Genomic DNA, 17828 nt, shown 5'->3' on the forward strand with positions numbered 1-17828 from the left:
TTCAACCCGCATTAGGTCATACTCTATCAGGTCATAGCCTTTCTGCCTCACATATCGGAGCGGAGGAAACGGCCAAAACTGTCAAGAGATTGTCTCCTTCGATCAAGCACATCCTCCCAATCGACTTAAGGTAACGCCGAAAGGAAGACGAAACTCTTCCTTCGAGAACAGGGCGGAGCCGCTGAAGTCATGACGCGCCTCCGGATCCCCAGCAGGAGGACGCGCGCATGACCAAGCGAAGCAAGGACGAGCCTTTTCCTGCCCTGCCGGAATCACCCGACGTTTCATCGGGACTAGACCGTCGGGCGTTCCTCGTGCGCCATGCCGCCATCGGTGCGGCGGCGGTGATGACCGGTACGACTTGGGCCCCCGAGGCCCGCGCGCAGCAGGCGGCAACAGAGGCCGCCGCGCAACAGGCCAAGAGGGAAGCCGCGGGAGGCAATGCTGGCCTCAAGATGAGTTCGGCCCTCTCACCCGATCTCGATGTTGTCAAATCATCGAAAGGTCCGGTCATGACGGTGGCCGACGAGTTTTATAAGGTCGGCCCTGGCCCCTCGAGTTCGCACACGATTGGGCCCATGCGCATCACGTATGACTTCTATCAACGCTGTGCGAAGCTGCCTGCGGACCAACTGGCGCAGGCCACCGGCCTGAAGGTCCACCTCTTCGGCAGCCTCAGCGCGACAGGCAAGGGCCACGGCACCGAACGCGCCGCTCTCGCCGGGTTGGTCGGCAAGGAACCGGCTACCGTCGATCCGTTGTTCCTCGACGAGATGATCGCCAAGCCGCAGCAGACTTACCCGGTGCAGCTCGGAAGCAAGACGTTCAATCTGTCCCTTGCGGACATCGTCTACGACGCACCGAAGGGCGATTTCCCGCACCCGAACACCATGACGGCCCGCCTCATGGCCGGTGACAAAGTCCTTTATGAGCAGGAGTATTACTCTGTCGGCGGCGGGTTCATCGAGTGGAAGGGCTACGAGCCACCCAAGAAGGGGCAGCCGAAATATCCGTACGCGACCATGAAGGAACTGCGCCAGCACGCGGAGAACAACAACCTCTCGATTGCAGACGTCGTCATGGCGAATGAGATCGCCGTGTCCGGAAAGACTGAGGAGCAGATCAACGCGTTCTTGGACAAGATCGCTAACGCGATGATCGCCACGGTGAAGACCGGCCTTTCCTACAAGGATGACGTCTTGCCTGGGCCGATCAAGCTCCACTCCAAGGCGGCGACGGTCTATGAGCGGGCGATGGATGACACCTACATGAGCGACCGCGCCATCGGACTGGTATCGGCCTTCGCCCTGGCCGCCTCCGAGGAGAATGCCCGCGGCCACTTGGTCATCACCGCACCGACGGGCGGCTCGGCAGGGGTGATGCCGGCCGTCGTCTACGCCCTGACCCAGAGCAGCCGCGCGGTGCCGATGGACAAGATCCGGGAAGGCCTATTGGCCGGCGCGGCCGTCGGCTACCTATGCAAGCACAACGCCACTCTGGCCGCGGCGGAAGGCGGATGCCAGGCCGAGATCGGCGTTGCCTCCGCAATGGCGGCAGCCCTGATTACGCAGGTCCAGAACAGCCCGCCGCACGTGATCGAGAATGCGGCCGAATCGGCGCTGGAGCATCACCTCGGCATGACCTGCGATCCGGTCGCGGGGTATGTACAGGTTCCCTGCATTGAGCGTTGCGCCTTCGGGGCAGTGAAGGCGTGGACAGCTGCCATGATCGCCACCAACGAGATCGCAAGCCGCCACCGGGTGGATCTCGACACCACGATCAAGACCCTCGCCGACACCGCACGCGACATGAACCCGAAATACAAGGAAACGAGCGAGGCCGGGCTCGCCCAGAACCTGGTGCTCTGCTGAGGCGTCCAGTGGCCGCGCGCAAACGGCCGAAGATGCGTCGAGTGAAGGTCTCAAGCGCTATCGGAGGATGCCATCATGCCTGATGAAGCCATTGCTGCTCGGAGGTCCGCGGATACACCGGTGCAGCCTCCACCAAAACAACCATCCCAAAAACGCCAGGCTGGCGGCTCACCAGCCGCCGGCGCCGGCAACGAGTCGGAAGCCGAAGGCGTGTTGAATGAGTGGCTGGGCTTCGCATCCGGGCGCTGGCAGACCGTTGTCGATGTCCGCGATTTCATTCAGCGCAACGTCACGCCCTATGACGGCGACGAAACCTTTCTTGTTGCGCCCAGCGCACGAACGAAAGCCGTCTGGGAAAAGCTGCAACCCTACTTCAGGGAGGAGATCCGCAAGGGCGTTCTGGACGTCGACACCAAGACCCCGTCATCGCTCACCTCCCACGGGCCCGGCTACATCGACCGCGACAACGAGGTAATCGTCGGGCTGCAAACCGATGCGCCGTTCAAACGCGCGATCATGCCGTATGGCGGATTGCGTATGGTCGAGGCGGGACTGAAGGCTGCAGGGTTCGAGCCCGACCCCATCGTGCACGAGACCTTCACCAAGTACCGCAAGACCCACAACGACGGGGTCTTCGATGCCTACACGCCTGAGATCATGGCCTGTCGGCGCAGCCACATCGTCACTGGACTGCCCGATGCGTATGGGCGTGGGCGGATCATCGGCGATTACCGCCGCGTGGCCTTGTACGGAACCGAGAGACTGCTGACCGCCAAACGCGCCGAACGCGCGCTGCTCGATGCCAAGTGGCCGACGGACGATGTGATTCGCGAGCGCGAGGAACTGTCCGAGCAGATGCGGGCCCTGACCGACTTGGCGGAGATGGCCAAGAATTACGGTCTCGACATCGCGCGTCCGGCATCCGATGCCCGCGAAGCCGTACAATGGACCTATTTCGGTTATCTCGGCGCCATCAAGGAAGCCAACGGCGCCGCCATGTCCATCGGCCGGATCTCGTCATTCCTCGACATCTACATCGAGCGCGACCTGAAGAGTGGGCACCTAGATGAGGTGGGCGCTCAGGAACTCATCGACCAGCTCGTCCAAAAGCTGCGCATCGTTCGCTTCCTGCGCACGCCCGACTACGACGCCCTGTTCTCCGGCGACCCTTACTGGGCGACCGAATGCGTCGGCGGCATGGATCTCAACGGTCGCCCGCTGGTGACCCGCACGAGCTTCCGCATGCTGCACACGCTCACGAACCTTGGTCCGGCGCCCGAGCCCAACATGACGGTACTCTGGTCGAAGCAGCTTCCGGACGGCTTCAAGCGCTATTGCATCAAGGTTTCGGCCGAGACATCGTCCATTCAGTACGAGAATGACGATCTGATGCGTCCCTACTGGGGCGACGATTACGGCATCGCGTGCTGCGTCTCGGCCATGCGCATCGGCAACCAGATGCAGTTCTTCGGCGCGCGCGTCAACCTCGCCAAGTGCCTGCTCTATGCCATCAACGGTGGGCGGGATGAGGTCAGCGGAGAACAGATTGGTCCGGCAGCCTCCCCGGTATCCGGCGATGTTCTGGAATACGATGACGTCTCGGCGAAGTTCGACACCATGATGGAATGGCTGGCACGAACCTACGTCCATGCCATGAACTGCATCCACTACATGCATGACAAGTACTATTACGAACGCCTGGAAATGGCGCTCCATGATCAGCAGATCCTGCGCACGATGGCGTTCGGCATCGCCGGCCTGTCGGTCGTTGCCGACAGCCTGTCTGCCATCAAGCATGCACAGGTGAAGCCCATTCGGCGCGATGACGGCCTGATCGTTGGCTACGCGATCGCGGGCGATTTCCCGAAATACGGCAACAATGACGACCGTGTGGACAGCATCGCGGCCGATCTGGTCTCCACTTTCATGAGGAAGATCCGCAAGCATCCGACCTACCGGAACGCCGTTCACACGCAGTCGGTCCTGACCATCACGAGCAACGTCGTCTACGGCAAGAACACCGGCGACACGCCGGACGGACGCAAGGCGGGAGAACCCTTCGCCCCCGGCGCCAATCCGATGCACGGCCGCGACAGCCATGGATGGCTCGCCTCCTGCCTGTCTGTCGCGAAGCTTCCCTATGCAGATGCGCAGGACGGCATCAGCTACACCGTGTCTGTCACACCGAGCCTCAATCGCCTGGATCAGGGCGAGAAGATCGCGCAGGCGGTGAAGGTGCTCGACACCTATTGCGGCCAGGGCGGGTTCCACATGAACCTCAATGTCCTCAACCGCGACACCCTGCTCGATGCGATGGAACATCCTGACAAGTACCCGCAACTGACGATCCGGGTGTCAGGCTATGCGGTTAATTTCGTGCGTCTGACCCGCGAACAGCAGATGGATGTGATTAGCCGGACGTTCCACGGTGAGTAAGGCTTGATGTCATGGCCGACGAGTCCTGGGCCCACAGCCGGTACGACTTGCAGCAGGCGCGATCCCCGGACGCGCCTGACACGACCACCTTCAATGATCCCCGGGGCGACTTCGGGTGGATTCACTCCTACGAGACCGGGTCCACCCTCGACGGGCCCGGGATCCGGGTCGTCGTGTTCATGAGCGGCTGCCTGCTGCGATGCCTGTATTGCCACAACCCGGACACCTGGCATCTCAAGGACGGCACACGCGTGTCATTCGAGCGTGCCAGGACCGCTCTCGAAGCCTACGCAGCGCCGCTGCGTGCCATGGATGGCGGACTGACGATATCGGGTGGGGAACCGCTGGTTCAGGTGCACTTCACCAAGCGTCTCTTTGCGGCCGCCAAGGGGATGGGCCTCCACACGGCCTTGGACACGTCAGGCTTCCTCGGCGGGCGGGCTGATGACGAGTACCTGCGCCAGGTCGATCTCGTGCTGCTCGACATCAAGTCCTGGGATCCGGAGACCTACCGCCGCGCCGTGGGCCAGGACATCAAGCCAACCGTGCAATTCGCGGAGCGCCTGGCGGCCCTCGGCAAGCCAGTCTGGGTGCGGTTCGTATTGGTCCCAGGCCTGACCGATGATCCGGCCAACGTCGAGGGGATTGCCCGTTTCGTGGCGTTAATGCGCAACGTCGAATGGGTCGAGGTTCTCCCGTTTCACCAGATGGGCGCCTTCAAATGGAGGTCCATGGGACTGAACTACGAGCTTTCCGAGACCCTGTCCCCCTCGCCCGAGTTGGTGGCGCGGGTGCTGGAGCAGTTTCGTGAGGCAGGCTGCCGTGCGAGATGAGCGGAGGCGATGATGAACCTTGTTCGGACCCTGCTTGAGTCATCACCATTGCTGGCGCTGTTTCTCGCCATCGCCGCCGGTTACGCGCTCGGACAGATCTCGGTTGCCGGCGTGTCGTTTGGCGCCGGCGCGGTATTGTTCAGTGGCTTGATCATTGGCGCCATTGCCCCGAAGGCAGCGCCTCCCGGGCTGGTCGGCACCATCGGCCTCGTGATGTTCGTCTACGGGGTCGGCATCCAGTACGGGCCGCAGTTTTTCGCCAACATCCGCGGTCCTGGCCCTAAATACATTGCTCTTGCGACCGTTGCGGTCGTTGCCTCTCTCTTCGTCGCGATGCTGCTTGCCGAGCCGCTTGGGATTACGCTCGCGACAGCGGCCGGATTGTTCGCAGGGTCCGGCACCAGCACGCCGACCCTGCAGGCGGCGCTGACCGCGGCGGGCAACCAGGATCCGGCAATCGGTTACTCGGTATCGTATCCCTTCGGGGTGATGGGGCCAATCATTCTGATGACCCTCATGGCTGCTCTGGTTAAGCCCAAATTCGATGCACCAAAACAGAACGTGCGGCTTGCCGAGCTGACCCTTGACACCAACAGCGAAGATCGGACGGTCCGCGAGATCTCCGAGGTCCTGCCAGCAGACGTGAAGATTGTTGCAGTACGCCAGCACCATGTGAACGCGCCACCTGCCGCCGAGACAAAGCTGCACGAGGGCGACGGTCTGCTGCTTGTCGGCAGCCCAGGAAGCATTGAACAGGCTAAGGCCTTCATCGGACGGGAGGAACCCGGACGCCTGAGCCGGGATCGCGCGAACTATGATGTCGTGCGCGTCTACGTTTCGAAGGCAGCGTTTGTTGGCAAGCCTCTTCGGGACATCTCTCTTCCCAACTTCCCTGTCATGATCTCGCACGTGCGCCGGGGCGATGTGGAGTTGATCGCGACCTCAGACCTGACCATCGAGTTCGGCGATCTCCTCGTGACGGCCGTTCCGACGGGCCGGAAAGCCGAGGTCCAGCGTTATTTCGGCGACAGCATCAAGGGCAACGCCGAATTGTCCTTCGTGTCCATCGGGGTCGGAATCGCGCTCGGGCTGCTGCTCGGGATGGTTCCGGTCCCCCTGCCTGGGGGAGGCACCTTCAGCCTGGGTGTCGCCGGCGGCCCGCTCGTCATGGCCCTAGTCCTTGGCCGACTTGGTCGCACAGGTCCCATCGGTTGGGGAATGCCGGTAGTGGCAAATCTGGTTCTGCGGAACCTCGGCCTGGCCATATTCATCGGATCGGTTGCGATCGGCGCAGGCGGGCCGTTCGTGCAGACGGTGACATCCAACGGCATTCAGATTCTCCTTGGCGGGGTCGCCGTCCTGCTCACCCTGGTCCTGACTGTCCTCGCCGGCGGGTATTTGCTGCGCTTTCCCTTCGATGATCTGCTCGGTGTCTGTGCCGGCTCGACCGGCAATCCCGCTATCGTCGTTGCAGCAGGCCGTCTTGCGCCGACCGAGAGGACGGACATCGGCTATGCGATCTGCTTCCCGAGCATGACCATCGTCAAGATCATCGCCGTTCAGGTCCTGCTGAGTTGAAGCCGTGGCGTGCCACCCTTCGCGTCACCCTTGGTGGGGTTCGTCGCGCCAAGCTGTTGGCGTCTGGCCCGACCAACGCCGGAAGGCGCGGGTGAAGGCGCTCGCCTCGGAATAGCCAAGGGCGGCCGCAATCTGGGCCAGCGGCACGTGGGTGTCCGCCAACAGTTGCCGGGCGAACTCGAACCGGATTTCATTCGCAATCGCGCGGTAGCCCGCGCCGGTATCCTTCAGACGACGGCTCAGGGTGCGGCGGTGCATCGCCAGCAAATGAGCGATGCCGTCCGCCGAACAGTGGTTGCCGGTCAGCTGGGTGCGCAGCAACCGTCGGATGTCGTCCGAGAACTGCGAGTTCCCGGCACCCATCAGTTGCCCAATCCGTTCCTCCAGCATGGCCCGCATCATGGGATCGGCACCAGCTACGCGCAGTTTCAGATCTTGAGCCGGGAAGACAATGGAAGCGCTTTCCTGATCGAACCGCACGGGCGCCCGGAAATGACGCCGGTACGGCGTCTGATCCACCGAGCCGGCTCGGGGCAGCAGCACCTCGGTCGGGGCCCACTCGGACCCGCACAGGGCACGCAGGGCGTTGACTGCAACCGCGAGCGATCCGTCCAAGATCTGGTCCGCGCTCTCGGCTTTCGGCTGGTAGACCGAGAAGGTGAAGATCGCGGTGTCGCCGATAATCGTCAGCGACGGCACGGAGCCCCGGTTCTGGATGCTCAGGTTGGATACCAGGGCGCGCATGGCGTCGCCCACCGTCTCCGAATGTTGCATCAGCCGTCCGACCATGCCAAGCGACAGGATCGTGGCGCGCCGGCCCACCAGCAGCCCAAAGTGAGGGCAGTTGGTACGGGCCACGCTCAGGGTGAGCAGCCGGCCCAGAGCGGCGTGTGGGATGACATTCGCTCCGTCGTCGAAGAGATGCGGATCGAGCCCCGCCTCCTGGATGACGGGATCGGGATCGATGCCGAAATCGCGCAGCGTAGGGACGATCTCCTTGGCGACTCCCAGGTGGATATAGCCAGGCGGCAGCGACCGCACGGGCCCCGCCAGAACCCTTGGCGGGCTCAGTGTGGAGTTCTCTCGGCCGGTACTCGTGGGCGGAGGCACGATGCTTTTGACCGTCGTCATGGCCGCCTCGCTGAATTCTTAAGCGCAATTCGAAAGCTAAAAGGGTCTCACGCAGCTGCGCGGTGCGAAATCGCACGGCCGGCGTGTTCGAAGGGGTCGTCGAGAACCAAGACTTGGACCAGCACCAATCCTTCATGAGGATTAACTTAGGTTAGCTGTTGATTGGGGCTATTTTCAGGAAGCTTGCCTCCTTGATGTCCGAACTGGTCAAAGACCTGTCCCAAACCGTCAAGCCCGCCGGACCGATCAGCGCAATGCTGATTGCCTCCCACAGTCCGGCATGGCGATCCGGACAGAAGTGAAGCCCGGAGAGGCTGCCGATGAGCCTGGACCAGCTGATCAACCTTCTCCTTGTCGTCACGCTGACCGAGATGATGCTTGCTACCGGTCTTGGCGTTCGGGTCATGGACGCCATCGGCGTGGCGCGCGACGGGCGGCTGCTCCTTGGTGCCGGCTTGGCCAATTACGTGGCCGTCCCCTTCGCCGCCGTTATCCTCCTCCTTCTGGCGAATGCCGATCCCATGGCCGCCGCCGGGATCCTGATCCTCGCCGTATGCTCGGGCGCGCCCTATGGCCCGCCCCTGACGGCCCTCGCCGGGGGCAAGACTGCGATCTCAGTGGGATTAACGATCATCCTGGCGGGCTCATCGGTGCTCATGGCCCCCCTGCTCCTGTTCCTCCTTCTACCCCTCACCTCGCGGGGAATGGACCTGCATGTGGATGCTCCCGGAATGCTCCGGGCCATCCTGGCGATCCAACTCTTCCCCTTGTGCGCGGGGCTTGCCGTCAATCATTGGCGGCCCAATCTGGCAGCGAGACTCCTCCCTCCGGCAGTTGCGGTCGGCAAGGTCCTCAACGCGGCGACGTTAGCGGTGATCCTCGTCACGCATTTCCCGCAACTGCTCGACATCCGGCCCGGTAGCATCCTGGCCATGGTGACCCTCCTAGTCGTTAGCCTTGGGGTCGGGTGGGGTGCCGGCGGTCGGCGGAGCGGGGACCGCAAGGCGGTGGCCCTCACAACCTCAATCCGCAATGTCGGCCTCGGCTTGGTGATTGCAGCCGGCAGTTTCGCCGGCCCATCCGCGGTGACGGCGGTGCTGGCCTACGGTCTCGTTCAACTGCTCGGGTCGCTCCTGCTCGCCCTGTGGTGGCGGCGGGGCCCGTCGCTGGCGGCGGTGCGGGCGGATGATCAGGCGAGAGTGCAATGATGGGCATCAATGTTGTCGTGGAGACGAATGAGAAAGGAGCACGAGAATGGGCCAGCAGGATATCTTGAAGAGGAACAAGGCCGCAGAGGATCATCCGGATGCCTCTCTTGCGCGCATGAAGCGGAAGGAGTTCGAAACCGAACTTGGAAAGCTTCAGGTGAAGCTCGTCCGCTTGCAAACCTGGGTCAAGGCAACGGGCGCCAGGATCATCGTGATCTTCGAGGGCCGTGACACAGCGGGCAAAGGCGGGGTGATCAGCCGCATTACACAGCGGGTGAGCCCGCGGGTGTTCCGGCATGTCGCCCTGCCCGCGCCGACCGAGCGCGAGAAGAGCCAGCTCTACATCCAGCGCTACATCGCCCACTTCCCGGCCGCCGGCGAGATCATCCTATTCGACCGCTCATGGTACAACCGAGCCGGCGTCGAGCGGGTAATGGGCTTCTGCACAGACGACGAATACGAGCGCTTCATGCGTCTCGTGCCGTCGTTTGAGCAGGAGATCGTCGACAATGGCATCATTCTGCTCAAGTACTTTCTCGACGTGAGCCAGGACGAGCAGCGCCGGCGGTTTGCCGACCGGATCGACGACCCCGTCAAGCATTGGAAGCTCAGCCCGATGGATACTGAGTCGGTACGACGCTGGTGGGATTACACGCTGGCCTATCAGGATATGCTGCGCGCCACCGACACGCCGGCCTGCCCGTGGTTCATCGTTCCGTCCGATGACAAGCGCCGGGCGCGGCTGAACCTGATCGCGCATATGCTCGGTCAGATCCCGTACCAAAAGGTCAAGGTCGAGCTGCCGAAGGTGCCCAAGGCCGAGCCGAAGCCGAAGGGGGCCAAGGAAGGACTGGACGCAGCACAAACCGTACCGTCCCGGTATTGAGCAGCCATGAGGGAGAATTTCGGAGCACGGTCATGGCTGGCACGCATTCAGTGGATCGACCTCCCCTCAGCCGAATAGAAGCTGCGACGATGCCGCCTGCAGATGGAGGCAATCTGTCAGGCGGCGATGAGGCTCAAAGTCCAGGCCAACAGGACGGGACATCGACCGTGCGTGGGATTAGTCATGAGGCCGGATGGTTGCGCTGGTTGCCCGGGCTGAGCACCCCCCTCCGCTATGAGACCTCATGGCTGGGCCATGATGTCGTGGCTGGTCTGGTGCTGGCGACCATGCTCGTTCCGGTCGGGATCGCCTATGCCGTGGCATCCGGCATGCCGGGCATCTGCGGCCTCTACGCCACGATCGTCTCGTTGCTGGTCTACGCGGTATTCGGACCGAGCCGCATCCTCGTCCTCGGCCCAGACTCGGCCCTTGCGGCCGTCATCCTCGGCGTCGTGCTGCCGTTGTCCGGCGGGGACCCGCAGCGCGCCGTCGTCCTGGGCGGCATGATGGCGCTCGTGTGGGGGCGGTCCTGACCTTGGCCGGGTTGGCGCGCTTGGGCTTCGTGACCGAGCTCCTGTCCAAGCCGATCCGCTACAGCTACATGAACGGCATCGCCTTGACCGTCCTGATCAGCCAGCTCCCTAAGCTGTTCGGCTTCTCGGTCGAGAGCACGGGACCATTGCGGGACCTGTTGTCGATCGGTGGGGCGATCTTGGCCGGTAGGACGAACTGGGCGGCCCTTGCGATCGGCCTGGGAGCATTGGCAACCATCCTGCTGTTGCGGGGCAGCAAGCGAGTGCCCGGCATCTTGGTCGCGGTCGTTGGCGCCGCTGTCATCGTCGGTATGCTCGACCTTGCAGAACGCCATGACGTGGCAATTCTGGGATCACTTCCGCAAGGCCTGCCTGGTTTTTCGATCCCCTGGATCGGGGTCGGTGACATCGTTCCCGTGCTGATCGGCGGCTGTGCCGTTGCCATGGTGTCGTTCGCCGACACCAGCGTGCTCTCCCGCGCCTACGCCGCACGGACCCGCACCACGGTCGTTCCCAACCAGGAGATGGTGGGGCTTGGGGCCGCCAATCTTGCCACCGGGTTCTTTCAGGGCTTTCCGATCAGCAGCAGCAGCTCGCGCACCCCCGTGGCCGAAGCTGCCGGCGCGCGCACGTAACTGACTGGCATCGTCGGCGCACTTGCCATTGCCCTGCTCTTGCTCATGGCCCCCAACCTCCTGCGAACCCTGCCAACCGCAGCTCTCGCCGCCGTTGTGATCGCGTCGGCCGTCGGACTGTTCGAGGTGGCCGGCCTGCGGCGGATCTACCGTATCCAGCGCTGGGAGTTCTGGCTGTCGGTCGCCTGCTTCGCCGGCGTGGCCGTATTCGGCGCCATTCCGGGGATCGGCCTGGCGATCGTGATCGCGGTAATCGAGTTCCTATGGGACGGCTGGCGTCCCTACTCCGCTATCCTGGGACGTCCGGCCGGCGTCGAGGGCTACCATGACGTGACACGCTATCCAGAGGCCCGTCGGATTCCCGGACTTGTCCTGTTCCGCTGGGATGCGCCCCTGTTCTTCGCCAACGCAGAGCTGTTTCGCGAGCGCGTTCTCGCCGCCGTGGCGGAGTCGCCGACGCCGGTGCAGTGCGTGGTCGTCGCGGCCGCGCCGGTCACGAGCGTTGACGTGACGGCGGCCGATGCCCTGACCGAGCTTGATGAGGCCTTGCTGGCGAAAGGCGTCGAACTCCGGTTCGCCGAGGTCAAGGATCCGGTGAAGGACAAACTTAAACGGTTTGGGCTGTTCAACCGCTTTGGGGAGACGCGGTTTTTCCCACGATCGACGCGGCCGTGTCGCGATATCACGGAACGACATGAAGGGCCTTGATCATGCCTTTCGAGATCGAGCGCAAGTTCCTGATGACACACGATAGATGGCGCACGCGAGAGTTCGGCTAGCGCTATCACCAGGGGCTACCTTTGCAAGGGTAAGATCACTGTCCGGGTCCGATGCGCCGCCTCTCGCAGCTTCCTCACCATCAAGGAGTGGCATCGATCGCATCCGGGGCGTGGTCATCTTCGCTGATGAAAGTTCAGCGAGGGGCTGCCTGAGGAGCGGTTGCACGATTGCAAGTGAAGCAGTGAAGATATGCTCCCCTCCCCCGCATTCCACGCGTCTGGAACGGAAACATCCTCTGTATCAAGCTCTGCCGGAACCCTGTGGTAGCTATACGGTTGCTAAGCAGATGCCGCCTAGCATCGACGTGTCGGTAAGTTGTTGAAAAAGTTGGTGGGTGATGTAGGGCTCGAACCTACGACCCGCTGATTAAGAGTTAGTGCACATCATACAACATGGCCTAACACGACCTAACAGAAATCATAGGCTAACATCATACAACGTAATGAGTTATTGCCTTTTGTGCGGCCTCGTTATTAACATACAATCTCATCTGCTACCACCCTCCGCCTGTTACCCCTGTTACCCTTCCCGCAATGAGGAGTGTGTCGGCCAGTAAGCCTTGGAGTGAGTAATGGCGCGCGCGCTCAACCAAAAGATCCTCGAAAACCTCAAGCCGAATCCGGCCAAGAGGCTGGAGATCCCCGACGGGGCGCTGGTCGGGCTCTACATCGTTCTGCAGCCAAGCGGTGCGAAGAGCTGGGCCGTCCGTTACAGAGCAGACGGCAAGCCCCGCAAGCTGACCCTTGCTCCCTACCCTCGCATGGGACTGGCGGATGCTCGCAAGGCCGCCAGTGAGGCACTGCGCATCGTCTCGGAGGGCGGCGACCCGGCAGGCGATCGGGTAACGGTGGCCAAGCTCAAGGGGATGGAACGGGTTCCGGCCAGCCATCGCTTCGAGCAGGTTCTGGAGCGCTTCATCTCCGCCCAGGAGCGGAGGGGGCGTCGCTCCACCGACGAGATGCGGCGCGTTCTGGAGCGGGACGCCCTGCCCCACTGGCGTGGCAAACCAATCGCGGAGATTACTGGCGCTGATGTGGTCGAGGTCATCGAGGCGATTGTGTCCCGCGGCTCGCCCGTGGCAGCGAGCCGCTTCAGGGCTTGGTGCTCCAAGCTGTTCTCCTATGCAGTCGCAACCCATCTGCGGCCTGACAATCCAGCTAAGGGCACCGAGAATCCGGTCTCGGTAAGAGACATCCAGCGCGACAGGAAGCTCACAGACCATGAGCTTGGTCTAGTCTGGCGCTGCGCAGGGCAACTCGGGCTTCCCTTTGGACCTGCCGTGCAGTTGCTAGCAGTCACAGGACAGCGCCGTAGTGAGGTGTTCGAGGCGACTTGGGATGAGATCCATCTGGACACAGCCACCTGGGTCATACGGTCCGCTCGTTCCAAGAACGGAGCCGAGCACATCGTGCCCTTGTCGGACTTGGCCGTGGAGATCCTGCGCAGCATCTCGCGCATTGAAGGATCGCCTTACGTTTTCACCACCAAGGGCTCTTCGCCTGCAAGCGGCATCAGTAAAGCGAAATCAAGACTCGACCAGCTAATCGCGGCTGCAAACAACGGCAGGGCCATTCCGCCATGGCGGCTGCACGATCTGCGGCGAACCTTCGTGTCGGGATGCGCTCGGCTGCGCATCCCGTCCGAAGTCACCGAGCGGGCCATCAATCACGTGTCCGGGAGCTTCGCCGGCGTGCGTGGCGTCTACAACGTCCACGCCTATGAGGATGAACGCCGCAGTGCCATGCAGGCATGGGCCAACTATCTCACCTCGGTTACATCCCCTGCACCCGAGAGGGTAACGTGAACGCGAGTTGATCGCCGCGAAACCACACAATGGTTTTTGACAACAAACAGAGGGATCACAACAGGTCGCACACCTTCACAGCGCTCTCTACGACAAATGACGTTGAACCCATTCAGCGTTATATGGATGAATAAATCGATATGCTAGGGGAGAATGTAAGGCATACTATCGTGTAAGCTCACTTGGCGAACATCGTGCCGCATACCGTGACCGAGCGGATCATTGGGATGCGCCTATAATTGGGATGGAGCCGGCTGGATTCGGGATGACCTAGCTAGCCGTTTGCCTCACAAGCCGATGGATCATTCCCGACAGTGATGCCGCCTCGTTCATCCGATTACCTAGGCGTTAGAGACAGGAAAGCAGACGGGCAATCTCACCTACAAAGTGTTCGCCACGGTGCACTAGCTCACCAGCTTCCAGAGTAGTGCTCTCTGCATGGAGTATTGCCAGTGCTCGCGCACTAGCAGTCCCTCGCATGCGATGGTCTTCATGTGCTGCATCATCCACAGCATAGGCCCATGCTATGATGTTGAGAACTTGGATCTCGTCATTGTTGATCTCAGCACCGTAGATTTGCGAACGTCACACATCTTCGTTGTCGATCAACTGCCCATGAGCACAGAAATCTGATCTTCAGACGAAGATATCGGCAATTTGGCCGTTAATTTTTCGGGCTGGAGCGTCGGGCTGAGGCAGCAGACATATCCATCAAACCTCTCGGCCAAAAGCCGAAGCGGTGAAGTGACCGTCTCTATGGAGGGCAACTCTCGGCTATAAAGGTCAATACGCATCCAACAAAGCTATAGAGGATCCCACACAAGTAGGTGACCAATTGAGCTCGGGGTTGACAAAACCACCTAGGAACACCAACCGGACGTGAACCGGCGAATAAAGGCGGTCCATTGGCCGGAGGACAGCCTATAGGACGCCCTGGCCTGGCCTGGCCACGCCCATAGGCGCTCTTCGGGTCTGTCAAGAACGTTTATCAAGTATTTTTACAGTAACAATTTGGCTCATTTCCTGCCGCTTGTCCACAGTAGCAGCGTCCACTGCAATTACGAAAGCACCAACGACTTCAGTGATATAAGTCGTTCGTTCGTCGAACACCTTACTCGCACCTTGCTCCAAAGAAGGGTTAGTGACTTGTGGTCCGTGCACGCCCGTGGTGGTGTTTAGATGTACTTAGTGCATGAATCAAAACGCGGAGAGCTTAGTAGATGAGTAAGGACATGCAGACGCCAGCCGCCTCGGAAGCCCTTCGTGCGTATCTCAGTAGAAGGGCGTAAACAGAATGAGTTCCGGCAAGCAGTACATCGTTCGCCGTAAGCTTCGTGCCCGTTTCGGCGGCATCTCTGACATGACGCTGTGGCGATGGGAGCAGGACACGAGGCTCGCCTTCCCACGAGCGATCGCAATCAATGGCCGCAAGTACTACGACCTCGCCGAAATCGAGGACTGGGAGCAGACCCGCGCCGCCGCTTCGAAGAAGCCTGCATAAGAGTGCCACAGAGGCGGGCCCTGGATACTGCCTCTGTCCCTGATCTTCCGGCCACGTCTAGGCTGTAAGCAACGCACGATCTGGATAACAGGCACGACCGAACACAGTGGGGATGTCGTGCCCGACGTGTTCGTCGGCAACTCAAGAGTCAAGCTATGAAACGCAATGTAGCGCGCCTCACCGGCGCGAACGACATCGGCTTGCCCGATACCGACACAGAATACACCAATGGGGACTACCCGCCCCTCGCTGAAAAGAAAACCGCCGCTCCGGCTGGACCCCGGAACGGCGGCAACGAGGGACTTCGAGAGGCCATTGCTAAACCTCTTCGTGAAGAATGCCGCAAAGCTGTGCGCCTGACAAGCGTGGGTCTCGTCGCTTGTTTCAACGATGAAGGCCACCTGTTCGGTTGGGAGGTAGCACGATGACGAACAATGAGAACATCTCCCACGGCACGCCTCTAGCTTACCGTGAGTTTATCGCCGAAATGCTCGCACTGGCCCAGATCCAAGCGGATCTCGGGACAACTTACGCTGCAATCGGGGATGACGCAGGGCTTGAATACACGGTCAGGCGTTTAGCGGCCTATACACGGACTGCCGTCACTGTCCTGAAGGATCTGAAGGGGATGAAGGAGGCCAACGATGCGTAACGCGTTGGGCACTTCTCATCAGACAACCTCTGAGCCCCATGATGCCGGCGGCTACGAGTCAGAAAGCTGGACGTCCCGCCGATCACCAGCCTCATCCGCTCAAGGTGGCATCCTCACCGAGGACTTTGCGGCGCAGCGGTTCGCGGAACGCTTCGCGGGTCTGCTCCGGTTCTGCCACAGCACAGGCGCTTGGTTCGAATGGGACGGCAACGTCTGGCGCCGGAACCGAACTGGCTTGGCGTTCCATGAAGCACGGCTGCTTGCTCGTGAGCTCTCCCGTGGGCAGGAGGACAAGGTGCGTCAGGCCGGGATGAAAACCACCTTCGCCTCTGGCGTCGAGCGGTTCGCGCGGGTCGATCCCGTGTTCGCCGTGACCATGGAGGCGTGGGATCCTGACCCGCTCCTCCTTGGAACCCCCGCAGGAACGGTCGACCTTCGAACGGGGAGCCTCCGCGAGGGCGACCAGGCTGAGGGCATTACAAAGTTGACAGCGGTAGCCCCATACGAGACCGCCGACTGTCCGCTCTGGCTCAAGTTTCTTGCCGATGCTACAGGAAGAGACAGTGACCTGATCCGCTTCCTCCAGCAGTGGGCCGGATACTCCCTGACTGGAGTCACACGGGAACATGCGCTTGTATTCATCTACGGCCCTGGTGGGAACGGCAAGTCAGTGTTCCTGAACGTGCTGACAGGAATCCTGAAGGATTATGCTACCACCGCAGCGATGGACACCTTTACGGCCTCCAAGGGGGACAAGCACCCGACGGATTTGGCCATGCTGCGTGGGGCGCGCCTTGTGACAGCGAGCGAGACGGAGGAGGGCCGAGCCTGGGCCGAAAGCCGTATCAAGCAACTCACCGGCGGTGATCCGGTTACGGCGCGGTTCATGCGGCGGGACTTCTTCACCTTCCCCACGACATTCAAACTCACCATCGTGGGCAACCATCAGCCCGTGCTGCGCAATGTGGACGAGGCCGCACGCCGCCGCTTCAACATCGTCCCGTTCACGCGTAAGCCCGACCAGCCGGATCGTCATCTCGAGCAAAAGCTGAAGGCGGAATGGCCCGGCATTCTCCGCTGGATGATCGAGGGCTGCCTTGACTGGGAGCGGAACGGCCTAATGCGTCCGGCAAGTGTCACGGCTGCGACGCAAAGCTACTTCGAGGATCAGGATCTGTTCCGCCAGTGGCTCGATGATGAATGCGACGTCGATCCCGGCACTAGCTATAAGTGGGAGAGGAGCGCAGACCTCTTCGCAAGCTGGTCAGCCTACGCGAAAGCTGCTGGGGAACATCCCGGATCTCTGAAGAACTTCGGTCCTGCGATGATCCGCCACGGGATGCAGCCCTATCGCACCAAGCGGTTGCGGGGATGGTCCGGCATCAGGCTCAAGGTATCTTCTATAAGCGGTGACGGGTGACGGCAGGTGACGCGTTATTGTCGTTCCGCCAGTTCTCTGCGCGTCTCTGTGCTGGAACAATGAGGTGACACGTCATCATGCGTCACCCGTCACCAGTGGCAAGAATACCGTTGGTGTATCGACTGAAACACGTGTCGTCGACAACAGGAAACAATCCGCCCGCTGATTGAGCACGCTTGAACACCTCGGCGATCACCTACCCGCCTAGGGGATGGCGGGTTCAGTTAATCCACATTCGCCTGGGGGATAGAGACCGCACGGGGGGTAAAAAGTCGGGGATCCAGAGAAAAAATTTTGCCTGCATACTCAGCATTTCGGTCATAGCTCTCCTTCTCAAGAAGTTTTAGCTCGCCTAGAGCCTGAGAGGTTTCGCTACGAGGTTGGACGAAACTACCGGAACGTCCGGTTATCGCCGCATCACTGACGTTCAGTGAACTTCCGCCTCGTGCCATTTCCAGACCTTGGAGATCGATGAAGCTCAAACGCCTCGGTTCCAAGAAATTTAGGGAAATGGCGCCGATGAATTGGCCAGCCCCCATGGAGTGATAGTAATTCGGTTG

The 17828-nt window shown here is 61.3% G+C and carries 14 protein-coding genes and 1 pseudogene; 13 read left to right on the top strand and 2 right to left on the bottom strand.

Annotated elements, in window-relative coordinates; all coding sequences use genetic code 11:
- Positions 1-227 precede the first annotated feature (227 nt).
- The 4 genes from DRB19_RS00190 to DRB19_RS00205 all read left to right on the top strand — a co-directional run bounded on the left by DRB19_RS00190 (position 228) and on the right by DRB19_RS00205 (position 6718).
- Positions 228-1871 carry an L-serine ammonia-lyase gene (locus DRB19_RS00190; RefSeq protein ID WP_114184010.1) on the top strand — a complete coding sequence of 548 codons (1644 nt, stop codon included), beginning with the start codon at positions 228-230 and terminating at the stop codon, positions 1869-1871.
- A 75-nt stretch (positions 1872-1946) separates the two neighbouring features.
- Positions 1947-4307 (top strand): formate C-acetyltransferase, encoded by a 2361-nt coding sequence (pflB, locus tag DRB19_RS00195; RefSeq protein ID WP_245439196.1) that lies wholly within the window; start codon positions 1947-1949, stop codon positions 4305-4307.
- 11 nt (positions 4308-4318) lie between these two features.
- The gene (pflA, locus tag DRB19_RS00200) at positions 4319-5140 is read left to right on the top strand and encodes a pyruvate formate-lyase-activating protein (RefSeq protein ID WP_114184011.1); all 822 of its coding nucleotides are present in this window, start codon (positions 4319-4321) and stop codon (positions 5138-5140) included.
- Between the two features lie 9 nt (positions 5141-5149).
- Positions 5150-6718: an aspartate:alanine exchanger family transporter gene (locus DRB19_RS00205; RefSeq protein WP_114184012.1), complete on the top strand. Its 1569-nt coding sequence runs from the start codon at positions 5150-5152 to the stop codon at positions 6716-6718.
- A 24-nt stretch (positions 6719-6742) separates the two neighbouring features.
- Here the strand turns inward: DRB19_RS00205 and DRB19_RS00210 are convergent, their stop codons facing one another.
- The gene (locus tag DRB19_RS00210; protein WP_114184013.1) at positions 6743-7849 is read right to left on the bottom strand and encodes an AraC family transcriptional regulator; all 1107 of its coding nucleotides are present in this window, start codon (positions 7847-7849) and stop codon (positions 6743-6745) included.
- Between the two features lie 320 nt (positions 7850-8169).
- Here DRB19_RS00210 and DRB19_RS00220 point away from each other — a divergent pair, with 320 nt between their 5' ends.
- The 9 genes and pseudogenes from DRB19_RS00220 to DRB19_RS00255 all read left to right on the top strand — a co-directional run bounded on the left by DRB19_RS00220 (position 8170) and on the right by DRB19_RS00255 (position 17268).
- Positions 8170-9057 (top strand): bile acid:sodium symporter family protein, encoded by an 888-nt coding sequence (locus DRB19_RS00220; RefSeq protein ID WP_114184015.1) that lies wholly within the window; start codon positions 8170-8172, stop codon positions 9055-9057.
- Between the two features lie 115 nt (positions 9058-9172).
- The gene (gene ppk2, locus DRB19_RS00225) at positions 9173-9943 is read left to right on the top strand and encodes a polyphosphate kinase 2 (protein ID WP_245439214.1); all 771 of its coding nucleotides are present in this window, start codon (positions 9173-9175) and stop codon (positions 9941-9943) included.
- A 287-nt stretch (positions 9944-10230) separates the two neighbouring features.
- Positions 10231-11234, top strand: a pseudogene (locus tag DRB19_RS30930) (SulP family inorganic anion transporter); the annotation flags it as partial.
- Between the two features lie 207 nt (positions 11235-11441).
- A complete protein-coding gene (locus DRB19_RS30935; protein WP_245439215.1) occupies positions 11442-11819 on the top strand; it encodes a sodium-independent anion transporter in 378 nt (125 codons plus the stop codon).
- A gap of 643 nt (positions 11820-12462) precedes the next feature.
- Positions 12463-13695 carry a tyrosine-type recombinase/integrase gene (locus tag DRB19_RS00235; protein WP_114184017.1) on the top strand — a complete coding sequence of 411 codons (1233 nt, stop codon included), beginning with the start codon at positions 12463-12465 and terminating at the stop codon, positions 13693-13695.
- 1294 nt (positions 13696-14989) lie between these two features.
- A complete protein-coding gene (locus DRB19_RS00240; RefSeq protein ID WP_114184018.1) occupies positions 14990-15196 on the top strand; it encodes a helix-turn-helix transcriptional regulator in 207 nt (68 codons plus the stop codon).
- A gap of 155 nt (positions 15197-15351) precedes the next feature.
- Positions 15352-15624 (top strand): hypothetical protein, encoded by a 273-nt coding sequence (locus tag DRB19_RS00245; RefSeq protein ID WP_114184019.1) that lies wholly within the window; start codon positions 15352-15354, stop codon positions 15622-15624.
- Positions 15621-15848 carry a hypothetical protein gene (locus tag DRB19_RS00250; protein ID WP_114184020.1) on the top strand — a complete coding sequence of 76 codons (228 nt, stop codon included), beginning with the start codon at positions 15621-15623 and terminating at the stop codon, positions 15846-15848. The genes DRB19_RS00245 and DRB19_RS00250 overlap by 4 nt, the downstream gene beginning before the upstream one ends.
- On the top strand, positions 15841-17268 hold the full coding sequence (locus tag DRB19_RS00255; protein ID WP_114184021.1) for a phage/plasmid primase, P4 family: 1428 nt from the start codon (positions 15841-15843) through the stop codon (positions 17266-17268). The genes DRB19_RS00250 and DRB19_RS00255 overlap by 8 nt, the downstream gene beginning before the upstream one ends.
- A gap of 224 nt (positions 17269-17492) precedes the next feature.
- On the opposite strand, the gene DRB19_RS00260 is transcribed toward DRB19_RS00255, so the two are convergent.
- Positions 17493-17750, bottom strand: a complete 258-nt coding sequence (locus DRB19_RS00260; RefSeq protein ID WP_147021711.1) for a hypothetical protein — start codon at positions 17748-17750, stop codon at positions 17493-17495.
- Positions 17751-17828: the final 78 nt, after the last annotated feature.

The organism is Microvirga aerophila (assembly GCF_003332305.1).
Lineage (GTDB): Bacteria > Pseudomonadota > Alphaproteobacteria > Rhizobiales > Beijerinckiaceae > Microvirga > Microvirga aerophila.

Excerpts from the sequence above, each read along its gene's own strand:
- DRB19_RS00190 (WP_114184010.1), top strand. The coding sequence starts at position 228 with ATGACCAAGCGAAGCAAGGACGAGCCTTTTCCTGCCCTGCCGGAATCA.
- pflB (WP_245439196.1), top strand. The coding sequence starts at position 1,947 with ATGCCTGATGAAGCCATTGCTGCTCGGAGGTCCGCGGATACACCGGTG.
- pflA (WP_114184011.1), top strand. The coding sequence starts at position 4,319 with ATGGCCGACGAGTCCTGGGCCCACAGCCGGTACGACTTGCAGCAGGCG.
- DRB19_RS00205 (WP_114184012.1), top strand. The coding sequence starts at position 5,150 with ATGATGAACCTTGTTCGGACCCTGCTTGAGTCATCACCATTGCTGGCG.
- DRB19_RS00210 (WP_114184013.1), bottom strand. The coding sequence starts at position 7,849 with ATGACGACGGTCAAAAGCATCGTGCCTCCGCCCACGAGTACCGGCCGA.
- DRB19_RS00220 (WP_114184015.1), top strand. The coding sequence starts at position 8,170 with ATGAGCCTGGACCAGCTGATCAACCTTCTCCTTGTCGTCACGCTGACC.
- ppk2 (WP_245439214.1), top strand. The coding sequence starts at position 9,173 with ATGAAGCGGAAGGAGTTCGAAACCGAACTTGGAAAGCTTCAGGTGAAG.
- DRB19_RS00235 (WP_114184017.1), top strand. The coding sequence starts at position 12,463 with ATGGCGCGCGCGCTCAACCAAAAGATCCTCGAAAACCTCAAGCCGAAT.
- DRB19_RS00240 (WP_114184018.1), top strand. The coding sequence starts at position 14,990 with ATGAGTTCCGGCAAGCAGTACATCGTTCGCCGTAAGCTTCGTGCCCGT.
- DRB19_RS00245 (WP_114184019.1), top strand. The coding sequence starts at position 15,352 with ATGAAACGCAATGTAGCGCGCCTCACCGGCGCGAACGACATCGGCTTG.
- DRB19_RS00250 (WP_114184020.1), top strand. The coding sequence starts at position 15,621 with ATGACGAACAATGAGAACATCTCCCACGGCACGCCTCTAGCTTACCGT.
- DRB19_RS00255 (WP_114184021.1), top strand. The coding sequence starts at position 15,841 with ATGCGTAACGCGTTGGGCACTTCTCATCAGACAACCTCTGAGCCCCAT.